A 17,418-nucleotide genomic window follows, 5' to 3' on the forward strand; every position below is an offset into this window, starting at 1 on the left:
ACTACGTTGGATAGCGGCCCGTATTGCCGAAGTTGTGCGGGCGCTGCCGTGGAGTATTTGTCCCATAAGTGCGTGCGAAATTCCAGCCCGGAAAATACACCATCTCTCCCTGGGACTATACACCTAGGCCTGCTGCCCGAATTTGCCGCCGAGCCCGACGCGCTGTTCATCCTCTGGAAAGACCACACCGCCGTGGCCGAAGCCGCCGAAATCAACCAGCTGGCCCGCTCCTGGGGTGGCCCCGACTACACCAAGTACTCGGGTGGCGTGTACTCGCCGGAGTGGTTATGGGCCAAAATCACCCGCATTGCGCGCTGTAATGAGAAGGTAACCCAGGCGGCGTATTCGTGGCTGGAGCACTGCGACTGGATAACGCTAGAACTCACCGGCCAGCCCCTGGCCGAGCTCAAGCGCAGCCGCTGCGCCGCCGGCCACAAGGCCATGTGGCACCCCGAATGGGACGGGCTGCCCTCCGAAGCATTCCTGATCCGGCTCGAACCCAAACTAGCCGGCCTGCGCGCCCGCCTCTACCAGCAAACCTACCCCGCCGACGAAGTCGCCGGCACCCTGAGCCCAGAGTGGGCCGAGAAGCTGGGCCTGCGCCCCGAAACGGTGGTAGCCGTGGGCACCGTTGACGCCCACGCCGGTGGGGTAGGGGCGGGCATCACGCCGTATGCTATGGTAAAAGTGATGGGCACCAGTACCTGCGACATCGTGGTGGTGCCCCCGGCCGATCTTGCCGGCCGGCCGCCGGTAGCCGGCATCTGCGGGCAGGTCGAGGGCTCGGTAGTGCCGGGGCTGGTGGGCCTGGAAGCCGGCCAATCGGCGTTCGGCGACCTGCTGGCCTGGTTCGAGGAGCTGCTCAGGTGGCCGCTGACCGCCGTGCTGGCCCGCGCCACCAGCCTCGACGCCAAGCAGCGCGAAGAAGTGTTGCAGGAAGCTGAACGCAACCTACTGGCGCTGCTCACCGAAGCTGCCCAGGCGCTGCCGTTCACCCAAAGCCCCGTATTGGCCCTCGATTGGGTGAACGGCCGCCGCACGCCCGACGCCAACCACCAGCTGCAGGGCGCGCTCCGCAACCTGACGATGGGCAGTAGTGCCCCCGAAATATTCCGGGCCCTGGTGGAGGCGTTGTGCTACGGCTCGCGCCATATTCTGGAGCGGTTCGAGCAGGAAGGCATTGTCATCAGGCAAATCATCGGCATCGGGGGAGTGGCCAAGAAGTCGGCCTACCTGATGCAGATGCTGGCCGATGTGCTGGGGCGGCGCATTGCGGTGGCGACTTCGGAGCAGGCCCCGGCCCTGGGCGCGGCCATGTACGCGGCCGTGGCTGCCGGCTGCTACCCGAGCGTAGAAGCAGCCCAGCAGGCCATGGGCAGCGGCTTTTCAGAAGAGTATATGCCCGACCCGGCGCGGATGGCGGCTTACGATGCCCGATACGCGGAATACCTGGCGTTTGGCGAGTTTGTGGAGGCCACTACGCCCGGCCCCGACAGTACGGCTAGTCTGGCCGGAGCCTAATTCGGGAACAAATTGGATCTGGACGGTTAATCGTGCGTACTACCCAGCGCGCTGCCTGATTCCGCGTGCTTACACCCCCTTTGTATATATGGCTAAATCCTTTCTGACGGAAATTAAACAGCACTTCGGTAGTGGCAACTACGAGGGCGACGAACATGGGGGGGCCAGCGGCACTTCGGGCCAGGGCCTGCCTACCGGCACGCCGGGTAACTTCATGTTTGCCACCGGTATCGAGTGCTCGTACCCCACCATCGAACACGGCAAAGTGCGCCGCGACCTGCTCGAAGAGTGCGGCCACTACAAGCACTGGAAAAAGGATTTGCAGCTCGTGCAGGACATGGGCCTGAAGGTGCTGCGCTACGGGCTGCCCTACTACAGCATCCATAAGGGCCCCGGCGAGTACGACTGGGATTTTGCCGATAAGGTGATGGCCGAAATTCAACGGCTGGAAATTACGCCCATTCTGGACCTGATGCATTTTGGCGTGCCCGACTGGCTGGGTAACTTCCAGAACCCCGAGCTGCCGGTGCATTTTGCCGAATACTGTGGGGCCGTGGCCGAGCGCTACCCGTGGGTGCGCTACTACACGCCCATCAACGAAATCTACGTGACGGCCAAGCTGAGCGCCAAAGACGGCATCTGGAACGAGCAGCTGCGGTCCGATGAAGCCTTCGTGACGGCCATCAAGCACATGGTGGCGGCCTCCATCATGGGCAACCAGCAGATTGCCAAGCACCGCCCCGACTGCGTGATTGTGCAGAGCGAATCGGCCGAGTACACCCACGAGCTGCGCACCGAGCGCACGCCCCATATTCAGCTGGAAAACAAGCTCCGTTTCCTGGCCCTCGACCTGCTCTACGCCCACCATCCCGACGGCGAGGTATTCTCTTACCTGCGCAAAAACGGCCTTACCCAGGAAGAATACGACTGGTTCATGGCCGGCGAGCCTCCGGGATACCAGATTATGGGCAACGATTACTATGGTCGCAACGAGCGCATGATTCTGCCCGATGGGGAAGTGCTGGTGGCGTCCGATGTGATGGGCTGGTTCAACATCACCCACGACTATTACCTGCGCTACCGCAAGCCGGTGATGCACACTGAAACCAACGTTTTCGACGCCAACGAGGCCCCTACTTGGCTGTGGAAGCAGTGGGTGAACATCCTGCAGATGCGTAAAGCGGGCGTGCCGGTGCTCGGCTTTACCTGGTACTCGCTCATCGACCAGGTCGACTGGAACCGGGGCCTGGAGGTGAAGGAAGGCACCGTAAATGCCTGTGGCCTGTTCGACATGGACCGCAACCCTCGGCCCGTGGCCGCCGCCTACCGCAAGTTGCTGCAGGAATACGGCCAGATTGCCATTATTCCGCACGGCGAGCTATTCGAGCAAACCACCCGCCCCGCCACGCTGAAAGTGGAGATTTGATTTTTGAAAAGCTAGGCGCTGGAAGTTAGCAGAACCGCTTGTCATTCCAAGCGGCGGCGAAGGACCTTAGCCCGTTGAAACGAGCCGTTATTACGGCCGTTCCTGCGGGATAAGGTCCTTTTTTCTGTTGAGCAGAATCTCTTTTGATATCAGCGGTATGCGCACAAGTCGCTATCAAATAAACTTTTTAAAGGAATAAGTCTATCGGATTTGCAGTAACCGAATAGAGTGGCTACTTTCCAGCAGTCCAACCGCTTAACGGCTGCCCGATGGTGAAACTCTACTTTCTGGTAGTTCTTTTGACCGGGCTGCCGATTGCGGCCCACGCCCAGGGCCTATGGGGCGCCCGTTCGGCCGCGCTGGGCCAGATTGGCTCCGTGCTGGAAGCCGATGGTTGGGCCGGGGCCAGCAACGCCGCCGCGCTGGGCCAGCTGAGCCGGCCCACGGTGGGCGTGGCCGCTGAAAATCGTTATTTACTACCCACGCTCAACACCGTTTCGCTGGTGGTGGCGGTGCCCATTGGCTACCGCCGCCCCGATGCTATGGCTGCGCCGGTGGCGGGCTTAGCTGCCGCCGTAGCCGGGGCCGATGCGCCGCGCTACGGCACGGTGGGCATTACGGCGCAGCGGTTTGGGGGTACGCTGTATTCCGAACAGCAGGTGGGGCTGGGGTACGGCTATCAATTGGGCACCGTGCGGGTGGGGGCGCGGGTAGAGGTGCTACAAACCAGTATTCAGGGCCTGGGCAGCCACCGGGCGGTGGCTGCCTCGCTGGGCGGGCAGGCCGATATCATTCCGCGCAAGCTCACCTTCGGGGCCACGCTCTACAACCTCAACCAGGCCCGGCTGGCCGAATACCAGGATGAGCGCCTGCCCACCGTGCTGCGCGCCGGCCTGGCCTGGCGACCCGCCGAAAAGGTGCTGCTGCTGCTGGAAACCGAGAAAGACGTAGAGCAGGACGCCGACTTCAAGGCCGGCCTCGAATACCACCCCCTGCCGGCCCTGGCGCTGCGGGTCGGCCTGAGCACGCTCACCAGTCAGCTCACCGGCGGCCTGGGCCTGCGCACCGGCGCCTTCCGCCTTGACTACGCTGCTGGCTGGCACGAAGCGCTGGGTCTGAGCCAGCAGCTGAGCGCCGCCTACGTGTGGGAAAAAGCCGGCAAGCCATGAAGCTGCGCCCAACGCGCCGCCGCCCGTTGGCGCGGCCGCTGTCCGCGCTGCTGCTCGCGTCCGGGTTGCTGCTGGGGGCTTCGGTGGTTCGGGCCCAGGAGTACCCGCGCCCGCCCGTGCCCGACCTCGACCGGCTGACGCAAGAGCTGTTTGCCGAAATCCAGACCGACGAAAGCAGCGTAGCCTACGAGGACCTCTACGAAACGCTGCTGCTCTACTACCAGACTCCCATCAACCTGAACCTGGCCACCCGCGACGAACTGCGGAGTCTGCTGCTGCTCTCTGAAACCCAGATAACCAACCTGCTCGACCACCGCCAGCGCACCGGCCCGCTGCTGAGTTTCTATGAGCTGCAGAGCGTCGAGGGTTTCGATTTACGCACCATTTACCGCCTCGCGCCCTTCGTGGCGGTGCTCACGACGGACCCCAACGCGGTGCGGGGCAACCTCTGGCAGCGTATTGCCCGCGAAGAAAACAACGCCCTGTTTCTGCGCTACGAGCGCGCCGTGCAGGGCCGCCCCGGCTACGGCCCCAACGACACCACCAGCACCGGCCGGCCCGCCACCCGCTACCTGGGCTCGCCCGACAAGCTGCTGCTGCGCTACCGTGTGAGTCGGAGCCGGGATTTCAGCCTAGGTTTTACGGCCGAAAAAGACGCCGGCGAGCAGCTTATCTGGAACCCCAAAACCCAGCGTTACGGAGCCGATTTCTACTCGGCCCACTTCGTGGTGCAGGAGCGGGGCCGGCTGAAAACGCTGGCCTTGGGCGATTATCAGCTGCAGTTCGGGCAGGGCTTGCTGCTGTCGTCGGGGTTTGTGGTGGGCAAGGGGGCCGAAACCATTACCACCGTGCGCCGCAGCTCGGTAGGCGTGCGGCCCTACGCCTCGGTGCTCGAAAACTCGTTTTTCCGGGGTGTGGCGGCCACCGTGGCCGTTACGCCCACGGTGCGGGCCACCGTATTCGGCTCGCGCAAACGGGTGGATGCCTCGATTCAGCAGGCGCAAGATTCGCTGGCCGATTTCCGCGAGTTCACGTCGGGGCTGCTGCTGAGTGGCTTCCATCGTACGCCCACCGAGCTGGCCAACCGCAACGCCCTGCAGGAAACCGTGCTCGGCGGCCACGCCCAGTACACCAGCCTGAGCGGCGACCTGCAAATAGGCGCAACGGCCATCAACACCCAGTTCGACAAGCCCCTGCAGCGCCGCGACGAGCTGTACAATAAGTACGAGCTGCGCGGCGACCGGAACCTGGCGCTGGGCCTGCACTACAGCTACGTATGGCGCAACCTGCTGCTGTTTGGCGAAACGGCCCGCAGTTCGGGCGGCGGTCTGGGCACCGTGAATGGGCTGCTGGCCAGCCTCTCGCCGGCCGTGGATATATCGGTGCTGCAACGCCACTACGCCCGTAATTTCCACACGCTCTACGGCAACGCGTTCGGCGAAAACTCGCGCAACATCAACGAGAACGGGCTGTACGTGGGCCTGAAAGTGCGCCCCGCGCCCCGCTGGGAAGCCTCGGCCTACTACGACCGGTTCAGCTTCCCGTGGCTGCGCTACCAGGCCAGTGCCCCCAGCACCGGCCACGACTGGCTCATGCGCCTCACCTTCAGCCCTAGCAAAACCAGCCTGCTTTACGTGCAACTCCGCCAGCGCACCAAATCCTTCGACGCCGATACGCTGCGCGCCGTGCCGCTGCCCGTGCCCACCCAGCGCCGCAGCCTGCTGCTCTATTATGACACCAACCCGCTACCCGGCCTCAGCCTGCGCACCCGCGTGCAGGGCAGCAGCTACCGCGAGGATGGCGGCCCCGCCCGCCACGGCTACGTGTTGGCCCAGGACGTAACCGTGCAGCCACTGCGCCGCCTGCGCCTCTCGGCCCGCTACGCCCTCTTCGACACCGACGACTACGACACCCGCCAGTACGTGTTCGAGCAGGACGTGCTCTACGCCTTTTCCATCCCGGTGCTGGCCGGCCAGGGCACCCGCACCTACGTGCTGGCCCAGTTCGACGTCAACCGCCACCTCACGCTCTGGCTGCGCTACGCCGATACCCACTACCGCCACCAGGACACCGTGGGCTCGGGCCTCGACGAAATCCAGGGCAACCGCCGCTCCGACGTGAAGGCCCAGCTGCGGTATCGGTTTTAGGGAGCAGCTTGGGTGGTTGGGAACTGGAGTTATGTTCTGTTTGCCTGGGTTACATGGGCGCCGGGGGTATGTGGCGCATCTATGAAGCCAAGATAAATTCTTGACGACTACTCAAAACAGAGTCACTGTAGCCGCTCCAGAAATAGCCTTTGCCGGGTAGTCTGTTGAGATGGTGCGTAACAGCAGCGAATCTGAACCCTTACTCCCGGCCCATTTGCGGCAGCCGGCCGCACTACTTCAGTTGCTCACCGCTACTGTTGCCACAGCAGGCCTATCCCACCAGCTGCCGGCCGCCCGAAAGCCCACAAAAAAACGGTCATCCCCGCCCACAAGCGAAGGATGACCGTTTTTTCTAAGCTTTAAGCTTTAAGCTTTAAGCTCTAACGCTTACTGCTTCAGCAGGCGCACCACGCTCGTGCCGTTGGGCAGGTCGAGGTGCAGCTGGTAGATGCCGGTACCGAGCGGGCTTAGGTCGAGGCTGGTTTGCAGCTCGGCCGCGCCCTTGGTCAGCGTCTGGGTCTGGACCAGGCGGCCCACGGCGTCGGTTACGCGCAGCGTAACGGGGCCGCGCTGGTCGTTGCCGATGCGTACCCGGAACAGGCCGGTGCTCGGGTTGGGGGCTACCTCAATGCCCTGCAGAGTGGCGGCTACGGTGCGCGTAATCACCGAAACCGTCTGGCAGGCCTGGTTCGAGTAGTCGGAGGCGCCGGCCGTGTTAATGGCCCGCACGCGGTAGCAGAACTGGCCGTTGGTCGTCACCTTGTCGGTGAAGAACGTAGTGCCGGCGGCCACGGTGCCTATCTTGGCAAACGTGCCGGTCGTGCCCAGGGCCCGCTCAATCTCGTAGCCGGTTTCGTTGGTGGCGTTATCAAGCCAGAGCAGGTCGATGTCGGCACCCGTAGCGGTGGCCACCGGGGCCAGTACCGTCAGCGAAGTGGGGGCCAGGGGCAGCTCATCCGAAGTGCATACTTCCAGGCTCCAGCCCGTGAGCGTGCCGCCGTTGCCAGGCTTGTTGTCGGTGATGGTGAGCGTCCAGTTGCCGTTGGCGGGCGAATTGAGCAGCTCGCCGAGCGAATTGAGCGGGCGCACCGTGGTGCCGCCTACCAGCGGGCAGGCCAGGGCCGTAGCCGCCGCATCGTCGAAGCTCAGGCTTAGGTTGCCGGTGCCGGGGCAGATGCGTGAGAACAAAACCACCCGGCGGCCGCCGGGGTTAGTGAGCGAAATTTCCAGCTCGCTCACGTCGGGGTGGGTGATGGCCAGGTTGCGCACCCGGATGTTGGAGGCACGGTTGGTGCTGGTCACGGCAATGATGGACGTAATAGTCGATGCGCCCGTGGCCGAAATGGTGAGGGGCACGTTGGTGGCGGCCAGCGTCTGGCAGGTCTGGGTGCCGGTCGTGAAGCTGGTTACGGCCGAGTAAGGACCCGCGCCGCAGCCGCTGAGCGCCCGTACCCGCACAAAGTACTGGGTGGAAGCCTGCAGCTGGTTCGGCACGAAGCTGTTGGCCGGGCTGATGGTCTGGGTAACCACGCCCGTCGTGAAGGCGGCATCAAGCGCCAGCTGTACTTCGTAGCCCGTGGCGTTGGTTACCGGCGACCAGGCAATAGCCGGCCGCAGGCTGGTGCGGGTGCTGGCGTTGGCCGGGGCCGTTACGGTCGGGGCCTGCGTGATGCCCGGCAGAATGGTAAGCAGTACATCGAGCGTGCGCGTGGTGCTGCCGCTGACACCCGTCAGCTGCAGCGTGTACGTACCCGAAACCACCGTGCTGGCCGATGTGATAGTGGCGGTGGTACTGGTGCCGGCTGCTACCGTGGCGGCCGGGAACGTAACCGTTACCCCGGCTGGCAGGTTGGTGGCCGCCAGCGTTACCTGGCCCGTAAAGCCCTGAAGCTGGCCCACGGTAAGGGCTACTGTGCCCGAGCTGCCGGCGCAGAAGCTCAGCGCCCCGGCTGGCCCGGCAGGACCCTGCAGGAAGAACGTTGGCCCGGTGGGCACCTCAATCTTGAAGTTATTGTCCGATACATCAAAGAAAATACCGCCCGTGGCCTGCACCTTAATGCGGGCCAGCGTGGTGGCCGCCACGCTGGCTGGCAGCGTCAGAGTTTCAAAGCCGTCGTTGGGCGTGTTGGCCAGCAGCGTGGTCGGGAACGTCAGGCCGCCATCGGTGGAGAGCAGCACATCTACGTTGGCGGCGCTGATGGGGGCCTGAGTGGTGTTGGCCACATCCCAGCTTACCTGCTGCGGGGCGCCTACCAGCCAGGAAGTAGCGGCCGAGTTGGGGGCCGTCACGACAAACGGACCGGCCGTGGGTACTACTACCACGTTCATCGAGTCGTAATCTACCCCGCCGCCTGCGGCCCGGTTGTCGCGGGCTACGAGGCGAAAGATGAGGCGGCGGCCGTAAGAGGGCAGCAATTCGCCGCGGGTCTGGGTGTTGCTGAGGATGTCGGCGAGACGCGGGAAAGTACGCGAAGGGCTAACTGTGGGCGCGAAAACGCGGAACAGCGGGGCGTCGCCCGTGGGGGAATTGGGCGCTCCGGCCGGCCCCAGGTTGTACTGCTCCCACGAGTAGGTGAGGGCGTCGCTGTTCACGTCGGTGGCCGAACCGGTGAGCGTGAACGGCGTGCTCACCGGGATGGCGTAGTTGCGGCCGGCATTCACGACCGGTGCGGTGTTGCCGGTGGCCGTAGTGGCCGAGCAGTCCTGCGCCCGGCTGATGTGGGCCACAATCTGGTCGAAGCTACGCGAGTGGAAAAAGGCGTCGGAGTTGGGCTGGGTGTTATCGGCTCCGCAGATGCCGGCGTAGGCCATAATGGTGGTGCCCGAACCCGGCTCGTAGGCCGAGGAAGCGGCCCGGTTGCCGCCGCTGCACGAGCCGATAGTACCGTTGAACGTGTGGTCGCCGCCGAACTGGTGGCCTATTTCGTGGGCCACATAGTCCACGTCGAAGGCGTCGCCGATGGGGCTGTTCGTTCCCGTCACGCCCCGGGCCTTGCCCGAGTTCACGCACACCGAAGGCTTCTGAGCCACGCCCCCGCCGTTGGTGCTGAACACGTGGCCGATGTCGTAGTTCGCGTTGCCGATAAGCTCATCCACCGTGGTTTGGTTCTGGTTGAGCATGGCAGTCCCGCTGTTGTTGGTGTACGGGTCGGTGTCAGCATCGAAGAAAATCAGTGCTTCGTTTTTGGGTACTATCACCATGCGCACGGCCACTTCGCGCTCATAGATGCCGTTCACCCGGTTCATGGAGGTGGCCATAGCCGCCATCACCGATTCCACAGTGCCGCCGTGGAAGGCGGAGTACTCGGCCGTGGCGGCCAGCGCCAGCCGGTAGGTACGCAGGGTGGCACCATTGGCTACGGCGGCCCGCTGGGCGGTGGTTAGCTGCACTTCCGGCTCGTTGCCATCGGGCGAAGCAACAGCGCAGGTAAAGGCCGGCATCAGCATATTGCGTCGCTCAAATACCAGGTGGGTGCTGCTGCCTTTGGCGGCCGGATCAATGTACACCGTGTAGCCGGCGGCCAGAATCTGGGCATGGAAGCCGGCGGGCGTTACGTCGAGGCGGGCCGTAGCCGAAGGGTCGTCGAGGCCCTGGGCCAAGTAGGTACGAATGCTGGGGTAGCGGGCGGCCAGCTCGGGGGCCATCACCGGCACCTGCTCTACCCGAAACCGCTGCGAAGTGCCATTGGGCAGGGGCAGCGAAATAACCGTGGCCGGACCCCGGTTGCCGGTACGCTCCAGCGGGGCAGTTTTCAGGGCGTCGCGCACGGCATCCAGCTGAAAATCCACTGTTCGGAAGTGAGTAAGGGCCTGCGTTGCGGCGCGGGCCTGGGCCGGCACCCGGGATGCATTGGCCCACAGTACGCGCTGTGCCTGAGCTACCGGCGCTCCGGCGAGCAACAGGGCCGAGCCGGCCAGCAGCGGCCGCCAGGCCCGTTGTAAAAGAGTAGAGAGTGGTTGCATAGAGGAAACAGGATGTGAGAAAGAATAGAAAGAAGGTGCATTTCTTGTGGTCGCAAGGAAAGCGTCCTCAAGATAGAAGTTTTGCCGGCAGCCTGCCGTATTTATTGTCAAAATGGCAAACCCTTTTGCGTTGAGTATTAGGCTGGCACTCTGCACCGCAGAGGGAATATGTCGCGTTGCAGAAGGCCCAGCCCATTTTACACTCGCGGATAGCCCAGACCTGTCGGCTTAGCCTTCTGGAAGCGGTAGCCCGCTTAGCTAAGCATCCGTTTTTACCAGCACCAACTGGGCTTTGTCGGCGGCGCTTACTTTGCGGCGGAACTCCAGGTAGGCCGGGTAATCGGCGCGGGCGAAGCGGGTGCGCGGCATTTCGAGGCGGCGGATGTAGCGGATGCTGCCATTGGGCAGCGCCAGCAGTTGGCTGGAGTAGGTGCCGAAGGGCGTGGTCAGCTGCACCGGGGCGGGCAGCTGCTCGGGCTGCAGGCTGGCAGGCAGGTGCAGCTGCACGGTATCGAGCTGGGTGAAGGCGTAATCGAGCCAGATATCGGCCTGCCGCTCACCCACGGCCGGTGCGGGTGCTGCCAGGCGGCTGAGCAGGTTGGGCGTAATAAACACGCGCTTGCCGCTGGGCGGCGCCAGGCCCGGCAGCGTGAGGGCCAGCGTTTCGACCAGGCCCGGCACCGGGGCCGAAGCCGGCAGCGGCCGGAACGCCACCTTATCGAGCGTGAAATTGCCCAGGGCCAGGCGGTTGCCCACCCGCTTTTTCTGCTCGCTCAGCTCCAGGCCCGCCAGGCCGGCCACGGCATCGTACTCAAGGCCGGTGCGGAGAGTGCGCAGCTTGGCCGTCGCGTTGCCGTTGGCGTCGAGGTACACGTCGGCGTGGCGCTGGCGGCGATTTTCGGCGGCCCCGTAGCGGGGTGTGGGTACCAGCCGCCCGCCCTCGGGCAGCAGCAGCAGGGCGTGGCGGTTGCCCGTAAAGCCGCCCATGTAGCCGAACGGGTTGGTCTGATCGGTACATTCCAGCCACACGGTATCGGCCCTGGCGGCCTGGGAGGTTTTGGTCAGGGGCACGCACAGCACCACGTGGTTGAACTGCGAGCTGGGGAAATCGGTGCGGATGTCGTGCTCATCGGAGCCGGCCTTAATCAGGGCGGCGTGGGCCGTAATGCCGGCCGCGTTCAGCAGCGCCTGGCAGTAGTTGGTCAGGGCTTTGCAGTCGCCGTAGCCCTTGGCGGCCACATCGGCGGCCGGAAACGTCTGCCAGCCGCCCAGCCCCAGCTGCACCGATATATAGCGGGTGTTGGCCTGCAGAAACTTGTACACCTTCTGAATGCGAGCCCGCTCGTCGGTTTCGCCGGCTACCAGGGCCTGCATGCCGGCCACCAGGGCGGGGGGCAGCGTGGCGCGGTTGGCGTTCAGCTCGTAGGTCCAGCGGCTGAGGTCGGCCCAGCTGTTGAGCTTGCCGGCGTGGCCCTGCACCTTAAACTCGCTGGGCGCCGTGTACACGGCCGGCGTCAGCTCCGACACTGGCGGGGCGTCGGTTTCCTCCTCCAGCGCCACCAGGTTCTGCACCCGCCACTCGTACACCTTCTGGCCGGTTTGGGTGGTTTGGGCCAGGGCCGTGCCGGCGGGCAGCCGCTGCTCCTGGAAGCGCAGGGCCAGCCCGGCCGGCATCACCACTTTAAACGTGGCCTCCTGCACGCTGAACTGCTCGATGGGCTGGGGCTTCCAGGTTGAGTAAAACAGCGGATTATCCGACACCACCTCATACTCAAACTCGACGGTGTAGGGGTAGGTAGGCTGGCTGAGGTCGGCCACCCGGCCGCGGGCGTCGGTGGCCAGGCTGAAACCGTCGGAAAGGCTGATGTCGCGGATGTCCTGGCTGAGCAGCCGCCGCAGCTGCCGGCCGCTGGCGTCGTACACCGCGCCCCGGAAGTAGCTGATGCGGTTAAGCGAGCTGTAATACACCAGCTCGGAGGCCCAGCGGCTGCCGGCCTCATCGAGAATGGTGGTGGCCCGCAGCACCTTTTCCACGGTCCGGGCCGCCGATTCCACGGTCAGCAGCTCGTCGTGGCGGCGCTCCACAGCGTGGGCGTTTTCGCGCAGCGCGGCGGGCAGCTCGGCCACCGCGTACTTGAGCGCCGGTGCCGGTGCCGGTGCCGCCAGCGTGGTCAGGGGGAATAGCAGGGTCAGGGCGAAAGCCAGGATAAAACGCATTATATAGGGGGTGTTGATTAGCGGAAAAAGGACGTCATGCCTCATCTGGTGTCCGCGCAGCCGAAGCATCTCTACCGCTTCGTTGTGGTAGTAATTCAACGAAGAGGTAGAGATGCTTCGGCAAGCTCAGCATGACGTCCTTACTGACAACTGACAACCCAGCTACACTTTCTTCTTGATGACCAGCCGCTCGCCCTGCTTGGCCATGAGGCGGGCAAAAAACGCGCGCAGGTAGGTATATTCCTCGGCCGAGTACACCGGCTTGCTTAACGTCAACCGGCTTACCAGCTGCACGCCGGTGGGGCCGCTCTGCACGCCGTAAGTAAAGCGCCCGCCCTTTTCAGGCAGTTCCATTATCAGGCCCTGCGGTATTTCGGCCAGCTCATACCCAGCGGGCAGCGTCAGGTTTACCAGCACGGTTTCTTCCAGTTGGCTGCCCAAATCGACTGGGAAACGGCGGTTTTCGTGCAGGAAAGGGTTTTTGTCCATCCCAAAATCACGCAGCGGGTTCAGGTAAACGGTGCCGACCGGCGCGTTGGCTTCGCCGCTGCTCACAAACTCGTATTCCAGCGTCAGGGGTTTGTGCAGCTCGTCGCGCTCCTTAAACGTGTACTTGGGAATGGTCCAGCCCTCGTGGTTGGCGCCCAATTCGGCCACGTACTTTTTCTCGCCCAGCTCGCGCAGTTTCTCGCGCTGCGCCAGCGCCAGATAGCCGGCGTGCTCCTGGTGCACGCTGCCGCGCAGGCCGCCGTTTTCGTCCAGGGCCATAGTCACCTGGCGGTACGAAGTCAGCCGGTCCTTGGGCTTGAGGTCAATCCAGCGCGACTTCTGCGCTTCGGGCAGCACCAGCCGGCCCTGGCCATTCAGGCAGCGGGAGGGTACCATGTTGTAGGGCGCCAGCTCGTCAGTCGCATCAAGCAGCACTTCCTGGCCGTCGGGCAGCGCCACATGCGCCATTACGTAGTTGAGGCGGTTAAGCATCGGGCTTTCGGGTTGCAGCCGGCCTTGCGAACGGGTGCTGAGCACGAGCGGATTGGCCGCGAAACCAGCTTCGCGCAGGGCGGCAATCAGCAGCAGGTTCACATCGGCCGACGAGCCGGTTTTCTGGTCGAAAGCCCTGCGCACGGTGGTCGTGGCCATCAGGCGGCTCTGGCCATTGTACTTCACGCTCCGGCGCACCAGCCCGTGCACAGCAGCCAGGCGAGCGGCCGGGTCGGCACCGGCTGCCGTCAGCAGGGGAGTGAGCTGGTCTTTCAGGAAGCCGGCCCGGTTGAGCTGAGTTCCGAACTCATCATCGGTGAGCAATTCCGAATCAATTTTCTCCCAGCTGCCCGCCACCACCTGGTAGGCCTGCCCGGGCAGGCGCACCCCCGCCAACTCAAAGTCAATGCGGGCCACGTAGTCGTTGGTCGTCGTCATGTAGGGCTCCTCGCGCAGTGGTGGCACATTCTGCATCACCCAGCGGTGGTTGGTCTGGCGCGGCGTCAGGGTTTCGGAGCCGCCTGCGGTGCGGACGCCGGTGTAGCCATTGCCCGAACCGGAATAAGCAATGGTGAACTGCCCGGTCGATTCGGTCTGTTCCTGCACCGCCAAAGGCTCGTAGCCCTGCATCAACATTCGGTAATCAAAATACTCCGGAATGGAGGCCCGGTACTCGCTCCGGCGAATAGGAATGTCTTCCTGAAAAGTCCAGTCCTGGAAGTTAAAGGCAAAGTCGGAGCCAATCGTATAGGCGTACTCGACCACCGAGCCCACCCGCACGTTGGGCATCGTGAACTTGCGGATGGTAATGTTGGTGGTTTTCTCCTCCTTGAACATGGATTCCGAGTTGAGCTTTTCCTTTACCACCTGCCCGTTCACCAAGTTGTAAGTGAAGCCCTTCAGCGTCGTTAGCTTCTCCTCTTGGCCGTTGGCGTGGTAGAGCGAAACTTGTCCGGTGGCGTATTCATACCCCGATTTCTTCAGGATTTTAACGCGCCGTATCCGCTCAAAAACCACAATAAACCCCTTGGGGCCGTACTCGAAGTGCGAGCGGCCGAAGTCGCACAGCACCACGGCCGAAGCGGCACTGTCGGCCACAAAAGGCTTGTCGGTCAGGTCGGCCTCATCAATCTTACCGAACTTAATAGGCGCCTCCTGGGCGCGGGCCAGCCCGGTAGTGGCAACTGTGAGCACGCCAACCAGCAGTGCCCGTACGAGTAAAGTTTGCATCATAGAAAGAGTGTATTATCAGCGTAAAAAAGTCTTGAAAACAGGGTGCTGAGGAAGCGCCGGCCGTTTCAACCACATCGGCGACCTGGCGGCAGCGGTGGTGGTTGCGTACCACATTAGGCTCGGTGCTTGTTGCCTGGGGTTGGGTATAGAATGCCCGAAGACACTGGGCCCCGGGCCGGGTAGCGGGCCTGGTTGAACTACAGGCGGCTCAATAGCCTCAGCTTGCCGGGGCCGTTGGGCAGGGCGCTGAAGATGAACCGGCCGTCGTTGTCGGGCTGAGCCAGCAGCGCGGCCACCTCGCGGCCACCAGGCGTACCGAATTTCGGGGGTGCTTCCTGGGCCAGCGCCGCGGCCGCTCCGTCGGTAAGCCCGACGAGCAGCAACCCACGGCATAACATGGATAAGTACATCAACAGAACGAAAAAAATAGGATGGCTGAAAGCCGGTTAATCCGGCCCCCGTTAGCCATAGTAAGATGCTAGCGGAACCGAAATATCCTATTTATTTCGAAGAGGAGCAACCCACGAAGCAAACTTATTCTCAGGCTCCTGCAAACAGCCCGGCCAGGGCGGCACAGCGGGCCGACAGACGCTGTTTTACGGATTAGTCCAAGTGGGGCACAGCCCGTCTTATCAGGCTGCTTCTTCTAGTATAGCAGGCACGCGCCGCCGCGTGGCCAGCAAAAACACCAGCCCGCAAAGCACGCTGCCGGCACTGGCCAGATGCACAAAGGGCAGGTGGGCGGGCTCGTTGCTGAATATCCAACCCGCCAGCAGCGCCCCGATGCCGATACCGGCCTCCAGGGCCATGTACATCGTAGAAACGGCCCGGCCGCGCCGCTCGGGGTGGCTTAAATCTACCGTCCAGGCATAAATGGTGGGCGAGTTGAGGCCCGTGCCCAGCCCGAACAGCACCGCTCCGGCCAGAAACCCCGTTACCGAAGGCGCCAAGGCCAGCATCAGCAGGGAGGAAATAATGACGAACGATGAGCCGATGAGCACTGGCACCCGGCCGTAGCGGTCGGAGGCGCGGCCCGCCAGCAGGCGTACTACCAGCGAGGCGGCCGTGTAGCAGAGGTAAAACAGACCCTTGCTCTCGCCGGTGAGGCCCAGCACCCGGCTCTGGTCGGGCACGACGGTGAAAATAGCGCCGAACGGCAGCAGAAACAGCAGCGTGGCCGCGGCCGGCACCAGCACCCGGGGTTCCACCACTTCCTGCCAGCTCTCAATCTTCAATAATTTCCAGCTAAAGCGCTGGCGTTGGGCCACGGCCAGGGTTTCGGTCATGGTGCCCTGCACGATGAGGCTGAGCAGGGCCAGGCCCGAGGAGCAGTAAAACAGCACGTTGAGCGAGAAGTGGGCCGCCAGCCACGAGCCCAGCGTGGGGCCGGCGGCCATGCCCAGCGAGCCTGCCACGCCCAACAGGCCCATGGCCTCGCCCCGGCGGGCCAGCGGCACAATATCGGCAATGTAGGCGGCTGTGCCGGTGGGCTTGAAGCCGGTGCTGAAGCCGTGCAGCAGACGCAGCCCCAGAAAGCCCACCACCGTAACCGTGAACGGGTAAAAGAAGCCGCAGATAAAGCACACCAGCGAGCCAAACACCATCACCGGAATGCGGCCCACCGTATCGGCCAGCTTGCCCGAGAAGGGCCGCGAAAGGCCGGCCGTGAGCGTAAACAAGGCAATGATGTAGCCCTTGTACTCGCCGCCGCCCAGGCTGGTCAGGTAGTCGGGCAGCTCGGGCAGCAGCATGTTGAAGCTCATGAAAAACAGGAGCGACGAGAGGCACATCAGCCAGAAGCCGGCCGTGTATACGCGGGGCGGGCGGGGCGTGGGGGCCGTAGTAGTAAGCGAAAGAGCCATGCGGCCGCAAAGGTACGGCGGCCGGGGCGGGGTTGGGCCCGAAGAAATGAGTTACTACCCTAGAAACTGCTGAGGCCTACCGTAGCGCCAGGGCAGACGTGTAGGAAAGCCCCAATAAAAGCTCAGCCCCGACGGAGCAGCGCAGCCTGTTTATCAGCGGCGCTGCTCCGTCGAGGCTGAGCTTTTCACTCGTTTGGCTGCCGCTGTGGCTACTGCGCCGGCGGCGTAACAACCAGCACCTCGCCGGGCTTTACGGCAAAATCGGGCTTGCCATTCCACTCCATAAGCTGCTTGATGGTAACGCCATAGCGGCGAGAAATGGCGTAGAGCGTCTCGCCTGGCTGTACCGTGTAGCGCACCGTAGCAGCGGTCGGCGCGGCCGAAGCCGGTGTAGCGGCCGGAGTGCCCGCCGGGGCAGCTGGAGTGTTGGCCGGTACATCGGTAACAGCCGGAGCCGCCACGCGCAGCACCTGCCCGATTTGCAGCGACGGATTGGCCGGCAACTCATTCCAGGCAATAATATCGGCCGGGCGCAGCTTGAAGCGGCGGGCCACCGAGTACAGGTTTTCCTTGGGCTCGACGGTGTGCAGGCCGCTGGCCGGTACCGGCTCTACAATGGTGGGCGGACCAGCGGCAGGTACGGCAGCAGTCTCGGGGGCAGGCGAGAGAGCCGGAGCAGGAGCCGCCGGGATTATCGGAGTTGGCACAGGAGCCGGCTTAGCAACCGGAGATGGTGCCGGAGCCGCCGGAGTTATCGGGCTTGGCGTGGCAACCGGCGCTGGTGTGGCGGGCCGAGGGGACGGCGCTGGCGCAGGCCGCGACGCCTCCGTTTCGGCTGGTGTGGCGGGTGCGGCCGGAGCCCCATCGCGGGGCTCATCGGCGACGGGGCGCGAGGCGGG

General features: G+C 63.8%; 10 protein-coding genes. 4 read left to right on the forward strand and 6 right to left on the reverse strand.

Annotation, left to right across the window (positions count from 1 at the left end):
• Positions 1-72: 72 nt before the first annotated feature.
• The 4 genes from D0N36_RS18850 to D0N36_RS18865 all read left to right on the forward strand — a co-directional run bounded on the left by D0N36_RS18850 (position 73) and on the right by D0N36_RS18865 (position 6,263).
• Positions 73-1,521: a ribulokinase gene (locus D0N36_RS18850; RefSeq protein ID WP_242478998.1), complete on the forward strand. Its 1,449-nt coding sequence runs from the start codon at positions 73-75 to the stop codon at positions 1,519-1,521.
• An 88-nt stretch (positions 1,522-1,609) separates the two neighbouring features.
• Positions 1,610-2,947 carry a family 1 glycosylhydrolase gene (locus D0N36_RS18855; RefSeq protein ID WP_116943365.1) on the forward strand — a complete coding sequence of 446 codons (1,338 nt, stop codon included), beginning with the start codon at positions 1,610-1,612 and terminating at the stop codon, positions 2,945-2,947.
• A gap of 269 nt (positions 2,948-3,216) precedes the next feature.
• A complete protein-coding gene (locus tag D0N36_RS18860; RefSeq protein ID WP_116943366.1) occupies positions 3,217-4,116 on the forward strand; it encodes a PorV/PorQ family protein in 900 nt (299 codons plus the stop codon).
• Positions 4,113-6,263, forward strand: a complete 2,151-nt coding sequence (locus D0N36_RS18865) for a helix-hairpin-helix domain-containing protein (protein WP_242478999.1) — start codon at positions 4,113-4,115, stop codon at positions 6,261-6,263. Before D0N36_RS18860 ends, D0N36_RS18865 begins: the two co-directional genes overlap by 4 nt.
• Positions 6,264-6,650: 387 nt before the next feature.
• On the opposite strand, the gene D0N36_RS18870 is transcribed toward D0N36_RS18865, so the two are convergent.
• From D0N36_RS18870 to D0N36_RS18895, 6 genes are all read right to left on the reverse strand, one after another.
• Entirely contained in the window at positions 6,651-10,226 is a 3,576-nt protein-coding gene (locus D0N36_RS18870) for a reprolysin-like metallopeptidase (protein ID WP_116943367.1), read from the reverse strand.
• Between the two features lie 258 nt (positions 10,227-10,484).
• The gene (locus D0N36_RS18875; protein WP_190242765.1) at positions 10,485-12,443 is read right to left on the reverse strand and encodes a DUF3857 domain-containing protein; all 1,959 of its coding nucleotides are present in this window, start codon (positions 12,441-12,443) and stop codon (positions 10,485-10,487) included.
• 162 nt (positions 12,444-12,605) lie between these two features.
• Positions 12,606-14,657, reverse strand: coding sequence for a DUF3857 domain-containing protein (locus tag D0N36_RS18880; RefSeq protein ID WP_116943369.1), 2,052 nt, complete (start codon positions 14,655-14,657; stop codon positions 12,606-12,608).
• A 197-nt stretch (positions 14,658-14,854) separates the two neighbouring features.
• Complete coding sequence (locus D0N36_RS18885) at positions 14,855-15,067, reverse strand: hypothetical protein (protein WP_207190731.1); 213 nt, start codon at positions 15,065-15,067, stop codon at positions 14,855-14,857.
• Between the two features lie 222 nt (positions 15,068-15,289).
• Positions 15,290-16,519 (reverse strand): MFS transporter, encoded by a 1,230-nt coding sequence (locus tag D0N36_RS18890; protein WP_116943371.1) that lies wholly within the window; start codon positions 16,517-16,519, stop codon positions 15,290-15,292.
• Positions 16,520-16,728: 209 nt separating this feature from the next.
• Positions 16,729-17,226, reverse strand: a complete 498-nt coding sequence (locus D0N36_RS18895; protein WP_116943372.1) for a LysM peptidoglycan-binding domain-containing protein — start codon at positions 17,224-17,226, stop codon at positions 16,729-16,731.
• Positions 17,227-17,418: the final 192 nt, after the last annotated feature.

The sequence above is a fragment of the Hymenobacter lapidiphilus genome, from assembly GCF_003417065.2.
Taxonomy (GTDB): domain Bacteria; phylum Bacteroidota; class Bacteroidia; order Cytophagales; family Hymenobacteraceae; genus Hymenobacter.

Excerpts from the sequence above, each read along its gene's own strand:
- D0N36_RS18855 (WP_116943365.1), top strand. The coding sequence starts at position 1,610 with ATGGCTAAATCCTTTCTGACGGAAATTAAACAGCACTTCGGTAGTGGC.
- D0N36_RS18875 (WP_190242765.1), bottom strand. The coding sequence starts at position 12,443 with ATGCGTTTTATCCTGGCTTTCGCCCTGACCCTGCTATTCCCCCTGACC.
- D0N36_RS18880 (WP_116943369.1), bottom strand. The coding sequence starts at position 14,657 with ATGATGCAAACTTTACTCGTACGGGCACTGCTGGTTGGCGTGCTCACA.
- D0N36_RS18870 (WP_116943367.1), bottom strand. The coding sequence starts at position 10,226 with ATGCAACCACTCTCTACTCTTTTACAACGGGCCTGGCGGCCGCTGCTG.
- D0N36_RS18860 (WP_116943366.1), top strand. The coding sequence starts at position 3,217 with ATGGTGAAACTCTACTTTCTGGTAGTTCTTTTGACCGGGCTGCCGATT.
- D0N36_RS18890 (WP_116943371.1), bottom strand. The coding sequence starts at position 16,519 with ATGGCTCTTTCGCTTACTACTACGGCCCCCACGCCCCGCCCGCCCCGC.
- D0N36_RS18865 (WP_242478999.1), top strand. The coding sequence starts at position 4,113 with ATGAAGCTGCGCCCAACGCGCCGCCGCCCGTTGGCGCGGCCGCTGTCC.
- D0N36_RS18885 (WP_207190731.1), bottom strand. The coding sequence starts at position 15,067 with ATGTACTTATCCATGTTATGCCGTGGGTTGCTGCTCGTCGGGCTTACC.